At 67.9% G+C, this 13716-nt stretch carries 9 protein-coding genes, 1 tRNA gene and 20 pseudogenes; 14 read left to right on the top strand and 16 right to left on the bottom strand.

From position 1 onward, the window contains the following. Positions 1 to 34: 34 nt before the first annotated feature. Positions 35 to 608, bottom strand: a pseudogene (locus tag DA06_RS25365) (thiamine pyrophosphate-dependent enzyme); the annotation flags it as partial. Here DA06_RS25365 and DA06_RS25360 point away from each other — a divergent pair. From DA06_RS25360 to DA06_RS25350, 3 genes and pseudogenes are all read left to right on the top strand, one after another. After that, a pseudogene (locus tag DA06_RS25360) lies at positions 608 to 1163 on the top strand (polysaccharide biosynthesis protein); the annotation flags it as partial. The pseudogenes DA06_RS25365 and DA06_RS25360 sit on opposite strands and share 1 nt — an antisense overlap. A gap of 25 nt (positions 1164 to 1188) precedes the next feature. Then, entirely contained in the window at positions 1189 to 1470 is a 282-nt protein-coding gene (locus tag DA06_RS25355; protein WP_052437093.1) for a tripartite tricarboxylate transporter permease, read from the top strand. Positions 1471 to 1521: 51 nt separating this feature from the next. Further along, positions 1522 to 1677, top strand: coding sequence for a hypothetical protein (locus DA06_RS25350; RefSeq protein WP_418606389.1), 156 nt, complete (start codon positions 1522 to 1524; stop codon positions 1675 to 1677). A gap of 494 nt (positions 1678 to 2171) precedes the next feature. Here the strand turns inward: DA06_RS25350 and DA06_RS25345 are convergent, their stop codons facing one another. Further along, the gene (locus DA06_RS25345) at positions 2172 to 2789 is read right to left on the bottom strand and encodes a UPF0182 family protein (protein WP_418608224.1); all 618 of its coding nucleotides are present in this window, start codon (positions 2787 to 2789) and stop codon (positions 2172 to 2174) included. On the opposite strand from DA06_RS25345, the pseudogene DA06_RS25340 reads away from it, so the two are divergent. After that, positions 2719 to 3284, top strand: a pseudogene (locus tag DA06_RS25340) (cbb3-type cytochrome c oxidase subunit I); the annotation flags it as partial. The gene DA06_RS25345 and the pseudogene DA06_RS25340 overlap by 71 nt on opposite strands. Before the next feature lie 54 nt (positions 3285 to 3338). On the opposite strand, the pseudogene DA06_RS25335 reads toward DA06_RS25340, so the two are convergent. Beyond that, positions 3339 to 3782, bottom strand: a pseudogene (locus tag DA06_RS25335) (ABC transporter permease subunit); the annotation flags it as partial. Positions 3783 to 3914: 132 nt separating this feature from the next. Next, a pseudogene (locus DA06_RS25330) lies at positions 3915 to 4031 on the bottom strand (ABC transporter substrate-binding protein); the annotation flags it as partial. 51 nt (positions 4032 to 4082) lie between these two features. Between DA06_RS25330 and DA06_RS25325 the strand changes: the two are divergent. The 3 pseudogenes from DA06_RS25325 to DA06_RS25315 form a co-directional block, all read left to right on the top strand. Beyond that, a pseudogene (locus DA06_RS25325) lies at positions 4083 to 4231 on the top strand (large ribosomal subunit protein uL22); the annotation flags it as partial. Then, a pseudogene (locus DA06_RS25320) lies at positions 4231 to 4341 on the top strand (30S ribosomal protein S3); the annotation flags it as partial. The pseudogenes DA06_RS25325 and DA06_RS25320, both read left to right, overlap by 1 nt. A gap of 49 nt (positions 4342 to 4390) precedes the next feature. Next, positions 4391 to 4837 (top strand): annotated as a pseudogene (locus DA06_RS25315) (LLM class flavin-dependent oxidoreductase); the annotation flags it as partial. A 296-nt stretch (positions 4838 to 5133) separates the two neighbouring features. On the opposite strand, the gene DA06_RS25310 reads toward DA06_RS25315, so the two are convergent. Continuing rightward, on the bottom strand, positions 5134 to 5310 hold the full coding sequence (locus DA06_RS25310) for a hypothetical protein (protein ID WP_418608424.1): 177 nt from the start codon (positions 5308 to 5310) through the stop codon (positions 5134 to 5136). On the opposite strand from DA06_RS25310, the pseudogene DA06_RS25305 reads away from it, so the two are divergent. Continuing rightward, positions 5302 to 5804 (top strand): annotated as a pseudogene (locus tag DA06_RS25305) (glutathione S-transferase C-terminal domain-containing protein); the annotation flags it as partial. The gene DA06_RS25310 and the pseudogene DA06_RS25305 overlap by 9 nt on opposite strands. On the opposite strand, the pseudogene DA06_RS25300 reads toward DA06_RS25305, so the two are convergent. Both DA06_RS25300 and DA06_RS25295 read right to left on the bottom strand, forming a co-directional pair. Further along, a pseudogene (locus DA06_RS25300) lies at positions 5762 to 6263 on the bottom strand (manganese catalase family protein); the annotation flags it as partial. The pseudogenes DA06_RS25305 and DA06_RS25300 sit on opposite strands and share 43 nt — an antisense overlap. A gap of 1 nt (position 6264) precedes the next feature. Beyond that, a pseudogene (locus tag DA06_RS25295) lies at positions 6265 to 6724 on the bottom strand (proton-conducting transporter membrane subunit); the annotation flags it as partial. A 383-nt stretch (positions 6725 to 7107) separates the two neighbouring features. Here DA06_RS25295 and DA06_RS25290 point away from each other — a divergent pair. Beyond that, positions 7108 to 7212: pseudogene (locus tag DA06_RS25290) on the top strand (hypothetical protein); the annotation flags it as partial. A 120-nt stretch (positions 7213 to 7332) separates the two neighbouring features. Here the strand turns inward: DA06_RS25290 and DA06_RS25285 are convergent. Further along, positions 7333 to 7431, bottom strand: a pseudogene (locus DA06_RS25285) (hypothetical protein); the annotation flags it as partial. Positions 7432 to 7441: 10 nt separating this feature from the next. Here DA06_RS25285 and DA06_RS25280 point away from each other — a divergent pair. Next, a pseudogene (locus tag DA06_RS25280) lies at positions 7442 to 8338 on the top strand (substrate-binding domain-containing protein); the annotation flags it as partial. Positions 8339 to 8346: 8 nt separating this feature from the next. On the opposite strand, the gene DA06_RS25275 reads toward DA06_RS25280, so the two are convergent. The 5 genes and pseudogenes from DA06_RS25275 to DA06_RS25255 form a co-directional block, all read right to left on the bottom strand. Then, positions 8347 to 8616, bottom strand: a complete 270-nt coding sequence (locus tag DA06_RS25275; protein ID WP_418608222.1) for a tripartite tricarboxylate transporter permease — start codon at positions 8614 to 8616, stop codon at positions 8347 to 8349. Between the two features lie 2 nt (positions 8617 to 8618). Then, entirely contained in the window at positions 8619 to 8828 is a 210-nt protein-coding gene (locus DA06_RS25270; protein WP_418608220.1) for a tripartite tricarboxylate transporter permease, read from the bottom strand. 237 nt (positions 8829 to 9065) lie between these two features. Beyond that, positions 9066 to 9295: pseudogene (locus DA06_RS25265) on the bottom strand (IS1634 family transposase); the annotation flags it as partial. Further along, positions 9285 to 9714: pseudogene (locus DA06_RS25260) on the bottom strand (succinate--CoA ligase subunit alpha); the annotation flags it as partial. The pseudogenes DA06_RS25265 and DA06_RS25260, both read right to left, overlap by 11 nt. Beyond that, positions 9627 to 10345, bottom strand: a pseudogene (locus DA06_RS25255) (Hsp70 family protein). The pseudogenes DA06_RS25260 and DA06_RS25255, both read right to left, overlap by 88 nt. A gap of 36 nt (positions 10346 to 10381) precedes the next feature. Between DA06_RS25255 and DA06_RS25250 the strand changes: the two are divergent. Beyond that, positions 10382 to 10549 (top strand): annotated as a pseudogene (locus tag DA06_RS25250) (ABC transporter permease subunit); the annotation flags it as partial. 62 nt (positions 10550 to 10611) lie between these two features. Then, a complete protein-coding gene (locus DA06_RS25245) occupies positions 10612 to 10857 on the top strand; it encodes a hypothetical protein (RefSeq protein ID WP_052437092.1) in 246 nt (81 codons plus the stop codon). Between the two features lie 76 nt (positions 10858 to 10933). Here DA06_RS25245 and DA06_RS25240 read toward each other — a convergent pair whose 3' ends face one another. Further along, the gene (locus DA06_RS25240; RefSeq protein WP_418606387.1) at positions 10934 to 11215 is read right to left on the bottom strand and encodes an exonuclease domain-containing protein; all 282 of its coding nucleotides are present in this window, start codon (positions 11213 to 11215) and stop codon (positions 10934 to 10936) included. Positions 11216 to 11252: 37 nt separating this feature from the next. Next, a tRNA-Arg gene (locus tag DA06_RS25235) sits at positions 11253 to 11326 on the bottom strand. A 257-nt stretch (positions 11327 to 11583) separates the two neighbouring features. Between DA06_RS25235 and DA06_RS25230 the strand changes: the two are divergent. Beyond that, a pseudogene (locus DA06_RS25230) lies at positions 11584 to 11983 on the top strand (ABC transporter ATP-binding protein); the annotation flags it as partial. Positions 11984 to 12921: 938 nt separating this feature from the next. After that, positions 12922 to 13299, top strand: a complete 378-nt coding sequence (locus DA06_RS25225) for a M23 family metallopeptidase (RefSeq protein ID WP_418606386.1) — start codon at positions 12922 to 12924, stop codon at positions 13297 to 13299. Here the strand turns inward: DA06_RS25225 and DA06_RS25220 are convergent. Beyond that, positions 13295 to 13714: pseudogene (locus DA06_RS25220) on the bottom strand (ATP-binding cassette domain-containing protein); the annotation flags it as partial. The gene DA06_RS25225 and the pseudogene DA06_RS25220 overlap by 5 nt on opposite strands. Positions 13715 to 13716 lie beyond the last annotated feature (2 nt).

Genomic DNA, 13716 nt, shown 5'->3' with positions numbered 1-13716 from the left:
CGGCGTCCAGCCGCCTCGCGGGTCTCGGTGAGGCCCGCTCCAGCTCGCGCTGGAAGTCCTTCAGGGCCACCTCGGCCTGCTCCTCCGTGATGTCCCCCGCGGCCGATGAGCGACTCGGTGTAGAGCTTGCGCACCGAGCGCTTGTTCTCGATCAGGGAGTACATCACCGGCTGGGTCATCGAGGGGTCGTCGCCCTCGTTGTGACCGCGCCGGCGGTAGCAGACCATGTCGACGATGACGTCCTTGTGGAAGCGCTGGCGGTACTCGAACGCCAGCTCCGCCACCCGGGCGACAGCCTCGGGGTCGTCGTTGACGTGGAACACCGGGATCTGCAGCCCCTTGGCGATGTCCGTCGCGTAGTAGGACGAGCGCGAGCTGGACGGGCCGGTGGTGAAGCCGATCTGGTTGTTGACGATGACGTGGACGGTGCCGCCGGTGCGGTAGCCGCGCAGCTGGGAGAGGTTCAGCGTCTCCGTCACCACGCCCTGGCCGGCGAAGGCCGCGTCGCCGTGGATGAGCACCGGGAGGACGGAGAAGCCCTGCTCGCCCAGGTCGATGCGGTCCTGCTTGGCGCGGACGACACCCTCGAGGACGCCGTCGGCCGCCTGTGCACCGGTTCGGCCCGGCGAGCCTGATCCTGCTCGACCGCGAGCGAGTCCGGGCTGCACGGGGTGCAGCTGTCGATCTACCGGCCACGCCCTCCTGGACACCCCGGACGTCGTGCTCTGCGACATCCGGGACGAGCAGGCGCTGCGCGAGGTGTTCGAGAAGCACCGGCCGGAGGTGGTCTTCCACGCCGCGGCCCTGAAGCACCTGCCGATGCTCGAGCAGTACCCCGACGAGGGTGGAAGACGAACGTGCTGGGCACGCGCAACGTGCTCCAGATGGCGACCGAGCAGGGCGTCGAGCGGTTCGTCAACATCTCCACCGACAAGGCGGCGGACGCCCGGTCCGTCCTCGGTGCGACCAAGCGCGTCGCCGAGCGGCTCACCTCGTGGTACGCCGAGCACCACGCCGGCACGTACGTCTCCGTGCGCTTCGGCAACGTGCTCGGCTCGCGGGGATCCGTGCTGCACACGTTCCGCGAGCAGATCGCCCGGGGCGGTCCGGTCACGGTCACCGACCCCGAGGTCACGCGCTACTTCATGACGATCGCCTCCGCCGTAGGGCCTCGTCTCTGCCCTGCTGATGAGCGTTCTGGCTCCGGCGATCGCCCGGCTGGCGCTGAACTTCCAGGCGCCAGAGTTCTTCGTCCTGGCGATCTACGGCCTGACGATCATCGCAGCGGTCGCCGGCAAGTCCCTGCTCAAGGGGTACGTCGCGGGACTCATCGGCCTGGTCGTCGGCATCGTCGGACTGGACCCGATCTCCGGGCAGGTGCGACTGACATTCGGCTCCCAAGAGCTGTACGGCGGCATCTCTCTCATCCCAGTGCTCATCGGCGTCTTCGGCATCACCCAGCCCTGGTGATGATCCGCGAGTCCTCCGCGATGAGCGCTCTGCCCGAGATCTCCGGACGCCGTGACGTTGTTCCACCAGGGGTTCTGGAGGAAGTCCAGCCCGATCATCTGGAACAGGCGGTTCAGGCCGAGCGCGCTCTCGCCCTCGTTGGAGTTCAGCAGCCAGCGCCACACGACGCCGGAGGCGATGAACGAGACGGCCATGGGGAAGAGGTAGACCGAGCGGAAGAACCCCTCGCCCCTGGCCGGCCGCTCGAGGACCCACGCCCACAGAAAGCCGATGACCATCGTTCCGACGAGGAAGACGGCGGTGTAGAGCACGAGGTTCTTCAGCGAGTGCTGGAAGGCCTCCGAGCCGAGCAGGGCGAAGTAGTTCTCCAGCCCCACGAACGCGCTCGGCTGCACGCCGGTGGCCTGCGGGGCGGTGTGCGAGTCGGTGAAGGAGGTCTGGAAGTTGAGGGCGATGAAGCCGTAGACGAAGACGGCCATCAGGATGAGGGAGGGGCCAGCAGCAGGAGCGGCGGGCCCCAGCGCTTGACAGTCGTCACTTCGGTCTCCCACCGGAACTCGTGGAGGAGAGGGGTGGTGGGCGCGGGGGTCCGTGCCCACCACCTGGGGGTCAGCTGCCGGCGGCGGTCGCCAGCTCGCTCTGGAACGTCTCGAGGTCGGACGCTCCGGTGGTGAACTTGCTCGTCGCGTCCGAGACGGCGTTCAGCACGGCGATCGGCGAAGCGGCACCGTGGGCGAGCGAGGGAACGATCGTGTCGCTGGCGTAGGCCTCGATCGCGCTCTGCTGGTACTCGGAGAACTCGGCCGGCACGGAAGGTGCACGCGCGCCGCCGGCGAGACCTTCTGCTGCCGAGGCGCGAGGGAGATGCCGCCGTAGAGGTAGTGGGTGATGAGGGCGGCGACGGCGGAGAGGAACACGACCGTCATGAGGAACGAGACGACCGCCCGCACGACGGGGAGGGTGAAGACGAAGAAGGAGATGTCCAGGCCGAACTGGGGGTCGTCCTGGCCGAAGCCCTCCTGGTTGAGCACCGTGAGGACCGGCCGCCACATGCCGCTGAGCGAGGAGCCGGCGAAGAGACCCAGCACCACCGGTGCGCCGATCATGATCAGCCTGCGCAGGGGCTCGATGCTCTCACGGTAGCGGTCGAGGTTGCGCTCCTCCGGCGTCGTCGGCGGGTAGATCTGACGGCGGGAGTACGCGAGGTGCAGGTTGAGCCACACGGCCGCACCCATCACGGCGAACCCGATGACGAAGAGGATCGCCCGAGTGACCCACTCGCGGAGGAGGACGTCCGTGAAGCCGAGGGAGCAGTACAACCAGCTCTTCACGATGCACGGCACGATCATGATGTTCCTGTTCGCGACGTCCCTGTTCACGGGGTTCGCCAACGTCATGGTGCCGATCCAGATCGGGCGCCGGACGTGGCGTTCCCGCGGCTGAACATGGTCTCGTACTGGCTCTACCTGTTCGGCGGGCTGCTGGTGGTGGGCGGCTTCCTCACGCCCAAGGGGGCGGCGAGCTTCGGCTGGACGGCCTACACGCCCCTGTCGAACCCGATGTTCTCCCCCGGCCTCGGCGGTGACCTCTGGGTCCTCGGCCTGGCCATGACCGGGTTCGCGACCATCTTCGGCGCCGTCAACTTCATCGCCACGATCGTCACGCTGCGCGCCCCCGGCATGACCATGTTCCGGATGCCCATCTTCACGTGGAACACCCTCATCACCTCGCTCCTGGTGCTCATGGCGTTCCCCGTCCTGGCCTCGGCCTGTCGGTCTGGGCATCGACCGGGTGCTCGGCGGCCAGATCTACAACCCCGACTCGGCGGAGCCTTGCTGTGGCAGCACCTCTTCTGGTTCTTCGGCCACCCCGCGCCGCGTGCGGTAGGCGTTGAAGGCGTACCCGGCCACCCCGATCGCCGCGATGACGAGGGTGAAGACGTCGAAGCCCTGACCGCCGAGCAGGCCGTTGAGGAAGCCGCTGGCGATCTGCTGGTACTCGCGCGGGAACGGCGAGAGGGAGACGTTGCCCAGCACCTGCAGGGTCAGACCGCGGAAGATCAGCATGCCGGCGAGCGTGACGATGAACGCCGGGATCCCGACGTACGCCACCCAGAAGCCCTGCCACGCGCCGACGAGGCCCGTGGCCAGGGCGGCGACCACGCCCACCCACCACGGCATGCCCTGCTGGATGACGAGGACTGCGGAGATCGCGCCGGTGAGCGCCACGACGGAGCCGACCGAGAGGTCGATGTGCCCGCCGATGATGACGATCACCATGCCGATCGCCAGGATCAGGATGTAGGAGTACTGGCGTCGGACCAGCCCTCGACCAGCCTTGGCCCCCGTTGGCCTCGAGGTCCTCCCAGTACTGCCTGCCACCCGTCCTCGCGAGCCGACGGTGGCGAGCAGGAAGGACAGACCGGGGGACGAGGTCGCGGGGTTGGTCACGACGAGGAGGTCCTTGTAGGCGGGATCGGTGAGGTCCTCGAGCGTGGTGGGCTCCGGGATCCCCTTCTCGGCGAACCACTGGTGGTCGACGTTCAGGCAGACGTCCCCCATGTCGACCGGGGTGAGGGAGCCGGAGTCGTCCGCGGCGTACTGCTCGGCGGAGGCCCCACCCTGAAGCGGTTCCGTCCGCGGGCCCAGGGCGGGCCAGCCGCATCCTCAAGCGCACCAGCCACATCACCGTCATCGTGGGTGAGGCTGAGTCCAACGGCGCGGCCAAGCAGGCCGCCGGCACGAAGGGGAGGACCCGATAGTGGGTCAGAAGGTCAACCCGACCGGGTTCCGGCTCGGCATCACCACCGATCACCGTTCGCGCTGGTTCGCCGACAGCACCAAGGCCGGCCAGCGGTACCGCGACTACGTGCTGTTGGCACCGGCGTACATGCATTTGCATCGATCTCGAGGGGCTCATCATGCAGTTCGGAATCTTCACGGTCAGCGACGTCACGACCGATCCGACGACGGGGAGGACGCCGGACGACACCGAGCGGGTGCGGGCGATGCTGAAGATCGCCCAGCACGCCGACCAGGCGGGGCTCGACGTCTTCGCCACGGGGGAGCACCACAACCCTCCGTTCGTGGCGTCGTCCCCGACGACGATGCTGGGCTACCTGGCCGCGACGACGAAGAACATCGTGCTGTCGACGTCCACGACGCTGATCACGACCAACGACCCGGTGAAGATCGCCGAGGACTACGCAATGCTCCAGGTGATCTCGGACGGCCGGATGGACCTGATGATGGGCCGCGGCAACACCGGGCCGGTGTACCCGTGGTTCGGCAAGGACATCCGGCAGGGGATCAACCTCGCGATCGAGAACTACGCGCTGCTGCGACGCCTGTGGGAGGAGGAGGTCGTCACTCCCTCCTCAGGATGTGGTGCTCCAGCTCGGGCGTCGCGGCGACATACGCGTCGATCGCGCTGCGCCCCGCCGCCCGTAGCTCTCGGACGTGCAGGACCCGGAAGCGGGCGTGCCTCGTCATGTGGACTCCCTCGTGACCTCCGTTGGGGAGGAAGAAGCACAGCAAGGCGTCCACGCGCCGTGGCAGCTCGTCCTGGATGAACCCCGGGTGAAGCGACGGCTGGAGGTGGGAAATCGGTGGGCACGTCTGGTGCCGCAGCGGCTTTCTGCGGGCCAGCGCCCACAACCGGCCGTCAGGTGCGGGCTCTGTCCTGCGGCTGGAACTGGGTCGTGTAGAGCTCGGCGTAGAGCCCGCCGAGGGCGATCAGTTCCTCGTGGGTGCCCTGCTCGACCACCCGGCCGGAGTCGACGACGGCGATCGAGTCCGCCTTGCGCACGGTGGAGAGCCGGTGCGCGATGACCCCCAGCACCTCCGGGACGAGATCGACCGGGTGAACCGCAAGGTCTTCACCGAGGTGAACAACGGCGTCTACCGCTGCGGCTTCGCCGGGTCCCAGGAGGCCTACGACAAGGCGTACGACCGGCTCTTCGCCGCGCTCGACTGGCTGGAGGAGCGGCTGACCGACCAGCGCTACCTCGTGGGCGACACCATCACCGAGGCGGACGTGCGCCTGTTCACCACGCTGGTGCGCTTCGACGCCGTCTACCACGGCCACTTCAAGTGCAACCGCAACAAGCTCAGCGAGATGCCGGCGCTGTGGGCCTACGCGCGCGACCTCTTCCAGACCCCCGGTTCGGCGACACGATCGACTTCCAGCAGATCAAGGAGCACTACTACATCGTCCACACGGACATCAATCCCACCCAGATCGTGCCGAAGGGCCCGGACCTCTCGGGCTGGCTCACGCACGGGCGAGAGGCGCTCGGCGGGCGCGTGGGGGCATCGGCGCTCGTGGTCGGGCCGTCGTGGTACGAGAACTCCCCGTTGCCGTCGACGGAGGGGCCCTTGGCCCACCCGCCGTCCCCGGCGTGCTCGCCGTCGGAGAAGTTGAGGTACTGGTAGGAGACCTCGGTGTGCTCCTTGCGCTGGGGGAAGTTGCTCGGGCGGAAGCTGCTCCAGGCCGTCCTCCTTCAGCTCCTCGATGGCCCGCAGCCACTGGTTCTGGTGCATGGTGTCCCGGGCCAGCAGGAAGGAGAGCATGTCCCGCACACCGGGATCGTCGGTCATGTGGTAGAGCCGGGCCACCTGCACGCGGCCCTGCATCTCGGCGTTCGCGTTGGCGGTGAAGTCGGCCAGCAGGTTCCCGCTGCCGGTGATGTAGGTGCCCTGCCAGGGGTTGCCGTTGGAGTCCACCGGGCGGGCACCCGCACCCGCGACGATGGCGTGCTGGACGTCCATGCCACCGACGACGGCCGCGACGGTCGAAGCCGGCGAACATCGTCATCATCGCCAGCAGCAGGCCCACGTCGCCGACGCGGTTCATGATGAACGCCTTCTTGGCGGCCACGGCGTAGTCGAGGTTGTGGTTCCAGAACCCGATGAGGAGGTACGAGGCCAGGCCCACGCCCTCCCAGCCGACGAAGAGCAGCGCGTAGCTGTCCGCCAGCACGAGGAGCAGCATCGCCGCCACGAAGAGGTTGAGGTAGGCGAAGAACCGGCGCGTCGACGTCGTGCTCCATGTACGCCACCGAGTACAGGTGGATGAGGGAGCCGACGAAGGTCACCAGCATGACGAACGTCATCGACAGCGGGTCCAGGCGCAGCCCGGCCTCGACGGTCAGCTCGCCGGCGGGGATCCAGCTGAACAGCCGCTGGTCGATGACCCGCTCCTCCGCGGGCAGCCCGAGCAGCTGCACCAGCACCGCCAGGCCGACGGCGAAGGAGACGACCGGGGCGCGACGCCTCCGGCGCGACCCGCAGAACTGGACCCTGAAGGGTTCCACGGACGGCGAGACCTGGACCGACCTCGACACCCGAGCCGACGAGGACTTCCCGGACCGGTTCCAGACCCGGGACTTCGAGTTCGAGAACTCGACGGCGTACGAGTACTTCCAGCTGGACATCACCAAGACGCCGGTGACGACCTCACCCAGCTCGCCGACCTCGACCTCTTCGCCGCCGACGCGACGACCGAGCCCGAGCCGGAGATCGAGGTGCGAGGAGACGATCGTCGCCCACCGGCAGCACCCGGCCACCAAGGACCTGCCGCTGAACTGGACCCGGTCCGACCGCTGGCTGAACTGGGCGCCCAACCCCCGTCGGCACGGTGCACACCGTCGCCCAGATCCGGGAGAACCTCTACGACGCCGGGGAGGGCGCGAACGGCGCCTTCCACCCGATCTCGTGGTGCCGCGACTACGACGGCGGACGGTCCTTCTACACCGGCATGGGCGGCACGGCGGAGAGCTACTCGGACGAGACCTTCCGCACCCCCGAACTCGGTCTCGGACCCGAGCGCCTCGACCAGGCAGGCGGTCCGGACCGGGCAGCTGAAGCAGATCTCGCGTGCGGAGCGCTGCGCGGCACCGCGCACGAAGAGGGGTTTCGGGCGGGGGTAGTTCGCGCAGGCGGCTTCGCGGGCCCACGGCATCGTCTGGGTCATGGTGGCATTGCCTTGGGGGAGGAGCGGTGTGCGGCGTCGTTGCCGCGGGCAGGACGGTAGTAACCCGATATCGCCTGCCGGAAGACCCGACCGGAAAGTGCGCAGGTTAGACGAGAAGTTCGCCGTTTCACGCGCGCTCCTGCAACGATGCACGACCCTCGACGGCATCCGGGTATCCCATGGGATCTTCACGCACGGGGCGGATCGAGTCACCGCAACGGTCCGGCGGTCCCGTCCGCCCACCACCGCCGAATCGCGCCCGCCGGCCGGGGGACCACGTGCCGCACCGGACCCGGCAGCCGTGGCCAACAACCCCTACTTCGAGGTGTCGTCCGAGGGTGCGCAGCAGGTGGTCGAGGAGCTGCAGGGTACCTACGAGTACACCGGCCCCTCCGACGCCTCGGCCTCCTCGCAGGTCAGCTACATCAACACCCTCACCCAGCAGGCGGTCGACGCGGTCCTGCTCTCCGCCAACGACCCGAACGCGCTGTGCTCCTCCCTCGAGCAGGCGATGGCGGGGGACACCGCCGTCGTCACGTTCCTCCGACGTCGACCCCTCCTGCCGCGCGTCTTCGTCTCTCAGGTGGACGGCGAGGAGGTGGGCAGGACGCTCATCGAGATGGCGTCGGAGCAGATCGGCGGCTCCGGCCAGATCGCCATCCTCTCCGCCACGGCGAACGCCACGAACCAGAACGCCTGGATCGCGGTCATCGAGGAGGAGCTGGCGAGCAACCCCGACTACGCCGACATCGAGCTCGTCGCGACCGTCTACGGCGACGACGAGGACGAGAAGTCCTTCTCCGAGACCCAGGGGCTCCTCCAGGCCAATCCCGACGTGAAGGCGATCATCGCGCCCACCACCGTCGGCATCGCCGCGGCCGCACGGTACCTCCAGGGCTCCGACTACAAGGTGATGACCATGTCACGCATCCGGGTGCGGATAGGCTCCACGCCGCCGGTGCCGATCTGGCTCACGACCTCGCCGATCGCGAAGACGCCGATCATGACGACGACGAAGTCGATGCCGCCCAGCAGGTTCACGCTGCCGAAGGTGAACCGGGACTCCGCGAAGCCCGAGGACATCCCGACCGTGGAGAGAAGGATGCCGCCCGCCATGATCAGGCCCTTCGCCAGGTTGTCCCCGGAGAAGGAGATGATCGTCAGCAGTCCCATGATCATGATCGCCAGCATCTCGGCGGGGCCGAAGCGCAGGGCGAACGACGCGATCGCGCGGCGATGAGCATCAGCAGGATCAGGGAGAGGATGGCCGCCACGAACGAGCCGATAGCCGCGATCGCGAGCGCCTTCCCTGCCTGCCCCTTGCGGGCGAGCGCGTAGCCGTCGACGACGGTCGCGACGGCGTTGGCGTCACCGGGCGTGGCGATGAGGACGGGTCGGCGGCCGTCGGCGGGCGGGTGCTCCGCGTTCTGCGCTGCTGCCGGACCACCGGGCGGTCGTGTTCGGCGGGTCCGGGGTTCCGCACCGGGCGTATGGGCGTGGGAATTCGGCCGGGGGTATGCGCCAGGGATGCAGAAATGGCCCTCACCGGGTGGTGAGGGCCATTTCTGGGATGGGTGTTCGGCGGTGTCCTACTCTCCCACACAGTCCTGACTTCGGCCAATTTAGTGCGCACTGTCGTTGGGCTGTCCCCGGTGGATTCGGTCGAGCGCGTGGCGTAGGTCCTCGGGTAGGGGTCGGCGGCGGTGATGTCGTGGTCGCCGGCGCGGATGGTGATGGTCTTGTACCGGCGGGCGGTGGTGATGAACTTCTTCAGCGACCAGCCGGTGGTGGCCTCGAGGCGGCGGGCGACGGCCAGGGCGGCGAAGACCACGCTCAGGTGGGCCTCGATGGAAGCCGACGACCGGCTTGGTCACGTTCTCCTTGATGTACGCCGCGGCACGCTCCTCGGCGTCTCCGCCGATCTCGCCGATCATGACGATGAGCGTCGGTGTCCGGTCGTACTGGAGGCTGGAGGGCGTCGATGTGCGTGGTACCGATGATCGGGTCGCCGCCGATGCCGATGGCGGTGGTGAAGCCGATGTCGGAGAGCTCGTACATCATCTGGTAGGTCAGCGTGCCGGACTTCGACACGAGGCCGATGCGGCCGGGCCCGGTGATGTTGGCCGGGGTGATGCCCACGTTGGACTGGCCGGGGGTGATGATGCCCGGGCAGTTGGGGCCGATCAGGCGCACGCCCTTGGACTGGGCGTAGGTGAAGAACTCCGCGGTGTCGGCCACGGGGACGCCCTCGGTGATGACTGCCCCTCGAGGGCCTTCTTGAGGTTGTCGACGGCGCCGCGCACCTCGGAGGTGACGTCCTCGGGGAGCTTCTCGGCGTTGTCGGTCAGCAGCTTCTCGGTGGAGTAGACCAGCTGCTCGGCGGTGTTGCGGGTCTCCGCCTCCTCACGACGCTTGGCGTCCTCGGCCGCGTGGGCCTCCGCCTCCTTGATCATGCGGTCGATCTCGTCCTTGGGGAGGGCCGAGCCGCCGGTGATCGTCATCGACTGCTCCTTGCCCGTCCCGCGGTCCTTGGCGGAGACGTGCACGATGCCGTTGGCGTCGATGTCGAACGTGACCTCGATCTGCGGCATGCCGGGGGGGCCGGGGCGATGCCGGTCAGCTCGAAGGTGCCCAGCGGCTTGTTGTCCCGGGCGAACTCGCGCTCTCCCTGGAAGACCTGGATGAGCACGCTCGGCTGGTTGTCCTCCGCGGTGGAGAAGACCTCGGACCGCTTGGTCGGGATGGCCGTGTTGCGCTCGATGAGCTTCGTCATCACGCCACCCTTGGTCTCGATACCGAGGGAGAGCGGGGTGACGTCGATCAGCAGGACGTCCTTGCGGTCGCCCTTGATGACGCCGGCCTGGAGGGCCGCGCCGACGGCGACGACCTCGTCCGGGTTCACGCCCTCCACTCTCGGTTCGGCGCCGGGCTGAAGGCCGTGCGCGAGGACGAGGACAAGGCCGAGTCGCTCGGCATACCGACCGGGTCCCTCAAGCTGGTGGCGTTCGCCGTCTCTGCCTTCGTGGTCGCCCTCGCCGGCGGGCTCTACGGCCTGTGGTTCGGTGACCTCGACCCGATCTTCCAGTTCGACGTCGTGCTCAGCTCGCAGATCGTGCTCATGGCGCTCCTCGGCGGCAGCCGGTTCCTCTTCGGCCCGCTGATCGGGCCGTGGTGGTCGGTGTCGCGCTCGAGTACTTCGTCCTCAACTACGGCGAGACGCAGTTCCACCTGGTCGCCACGGGGATCCTGCTCGGCGCGGTGGTCCTGTTCCTGCCCGACGGCGTGCTCACCGGGGTCCAGCAGGTCGTTCACCGGTTCACCAGGCGGGAGGCGACGTCCATCCGCGAGATGACGGCCGAGGAGCTCCGCACGCAGCAGGAGCGGAAGGAGAGCGTGGGCGATGACCGTGGCTGAGGACCTCCGCGAGACGGCGGTGACCACGAGCGTGCTGCGCACGAGGGGCTGACGAAGTCCTTCGGCGGCGTGCACGCTACGCGAGGACCTTCTCCTGCGCCTCAGCCATCGACAGGCCGTGCTCGAGCTCCTGGAGGAGCCCGGAGGTGGTGTGCATCTCCCGCACCACGTCGTTCATCTGCTCGACCGAGCCCGGGGTCGGGGCGATGACGAGGTCCAGTCCGGCGTCGAGCGGCACCAGCTCGGAGTCCGTGACGACGACGGCGACCTCGACGAGGGCGTCCTTCTCCAGGTCCAGGCCGGTCATCTCGCAGTCGATCCAGACGATCGGATCCCTGGGGGCGGTGTTTCTGCTCACCGGGTCAGCGTAGTCGGATCATCTCAGCCCGCCGCGGTGCCCCCAGCAGGACGTCGAACCTGCAACCTACGGATTAGAAGGCCGTTGCTCTATCCATTGAGCTATGGGGGCCTCGGTGAACGAGGGTAGCGTCCGGCGCGCTTGCGCCAGGACACCGTGCGCATCACGGACAATGGGGCCGTGACCACCCTGAACCACGACCGTCCTGCAGCACCCACGGACGGTTCGGCGGCGCAGGAGCAAGGTCGCGGTCCGTGACGATCCCGGTGGTCGTCCTCGTCGTGCTGTTCCAACGCCAGATCGTTTCCGGACTCACCCAGGGAGCGGTGAAGGGCTGACCCGGCCCCGCCGCAAGGAGGAGAACCTCAATGGCATCCATCACGATGGACCACATCGTCAAGCAGTACGGCGACGGGTTCCCGGCCGTCAACGACGTCTCCCTCGACATCGAGGACGGCGAGTTCGTCATCCTGGTCGGTCCCTCCGGCTGCGGGAAGTCCACGCTGCTGCGGATGATCGTCGGCCTGGAGGACATCACCTCCGGCGAGGCTGCGCATCGGGGACGAGCTCGTGAACGACGCGCCGCGGGACCGGGACCTGGCGATGGTGTTCCAGAACTACGCCCTGTACCCGCACCTGACGGTGTACGAGAACATCGCCTTCCCGCTGCGCCTGCAGAAGGGGCAGTTCTCCTCGGAGGAGGTCGACAGGCGGGTCCGTCACGCCTCGAGCCTCCTCGAGCTCGACGAGCACCTCGACCGCAAGCCCTTGCCGGAACTGTTGGAGTGGCTTACGGCGGGCGGCACCATTGCGGCCGCGGTGGTCCCATTCGTGTTGTTCCTGGTCGAACGAAGCGACCGTAAGTCCGCGGAAGCGGAGGTCTCCGCGATCCGGGCACGCGAAGATGAAGAGCGCGTCATGGCACAGGCGCGGCGAGTCACTATTTGGAACGACTCGCGGAGGATTCCTAACAAGCTGTCACCCATCTTCTTCTGCGTGGTGCATAACGCGTCAGACATGCCGATCTTCAACGTCGAGCTCTTCGCTTTTAGGATCTGGGAAGACGAGGAAACAGGCGCGGAGTTCCGGGCGCGGACTGGAGGGCACCAACGCGCACCGTCGCGCCGGGGCACGACTGGGAGATCCAAGTCCGCTACCTCAACACGAAAGAGCCGGTGTGGGTTAAGTTCACCGACGCGCGGGATCAGGTTTGGTTTCGGTGCGAGGACGGCACACTCACCAACGACGAAGACGAGTTCAAGAAGAGATTGGAAGATCAGGCCCTCTTTAGGGTGCCCGAGGAGCCCGACTACTAAGAAGGTTTGCGCGCCTTCCACGACGACGGAAGCGCCCCGAGGACTCTCGTACGACCGAGGCGGCAGAGGAGGGCTCCCACCCAAGGAATCAATGTCCTCGGGTGGGAGCCTCGATCACTCGCTAGTCGCGCCAGCCTTATCCGGTGCGCTCACGGGATGCGCTGGTGCACGAAGAGCCGCCGCCGCGGACGCGCTCAAGTCGCGGCCGGCACGCCCCGCGCGCCGCAGTCAACCCCCAGAAGTGAGTATCGCCGATTCCGGACACGCACCCCTAAATTCCTGAGCGGCGCCTGTCGGCGCGCCGGAGCGATCCGGATCAGACAAGCAGGGGGACGAGAAGGATGAGCAGAACAGGAAGACTGCGGAGGCTCGGCGCGCTGGTCGGAGGCGTTGCTGCGGCGGCGGGCACGGCGCTGCTGGCGGCGGCACCGGCCAACGCGGCGGACTACTACTACGAGCTTCCGTACCCGGCCGGGGAGTCGTACCAGGTCACGCCAGGCCCGGAGCACCTACTCGCACGTCGGTGCGTACAACGAGTACGCGTGGGACTTCGGCCTGCCGGCGAACTACGAGGTCTCGGCCGCGCAGGGAGGAACGGTTCTGGTGTCGAACTGGTCGCCGTACTGGCAGAACGGCATCGAGGTGATCATTCGGCACTCCAACGGCCAGTGCACGCACTACGCGCACCTGAACCGGGCGATCTACAACACCGGCGACTACGTCCGGCAGGGCCAGATCATCGGCTGGTCGGGCAGCACCGGCGGATGAGGATCCGCAGCGGACGGGACATCTCGCGGGCGATGACGACCTTCTGCTGGTTGCCGCCGGAGAGCGTGGAGATCGGGTCCGCCGTGGAGGTGAGCCGGATGTCGAACTCGTCGGCCCGCCGGGTCGCGTTCTCGCGGACCACGGCCGGGCTCATCGCCAGGCCCGAGGCGTAGGGCTCGGTGTCGTACAGGTCGAGCACGAGGTTCTCGGCCACCGAGAAGGACGAGATGATGCCGTCCGTGGACCGGTCCTCGGGGACGAACCCGATGCCCGCACGCAGCCGGTCCTTGACCGACCGTCCGGTGAGCTCCTCGCCGTCGAGCGTGACGGACCCGGACACCGGCTCGGTGAGCCCGAGGATGGTCTCGGTCAGCTCGGTCTGGCCGTTTCCCTGGACACCGGCGACGGCTAGGATCT

Source organism: Georgenia sp. SUBG003 (assembly GCF_000715355.2).
Classification (GTDB): Bacteria; Actinomycetota; Actinomycetes; order Actinomycetales; family Actinomycetaceae; genus Georgenia.
The sequence above is the reverse complement of the archived record's forward strand: the minus strand, read 5'-3'. Positions and strand labels throughout refer to the sequence as shown.

Excerpts from the sequence above, each read along its gene's own strand:
- DA06_RS25355 (WP_052437093.1), top strand. The coding sequence starts at position 1,189 with ATGAGCGTTCTGGCTCCGGCGATCGCCCGGCTGGCGCTGAACTTCCAG.
- DA06_RS25275 (WP_418608222.1), bottom strand. The coding sequence starts at position 8,616 with ATGGGACTGCTGACGATCATCTCCTTCTCCGGGGACAACCTGGCGAAG.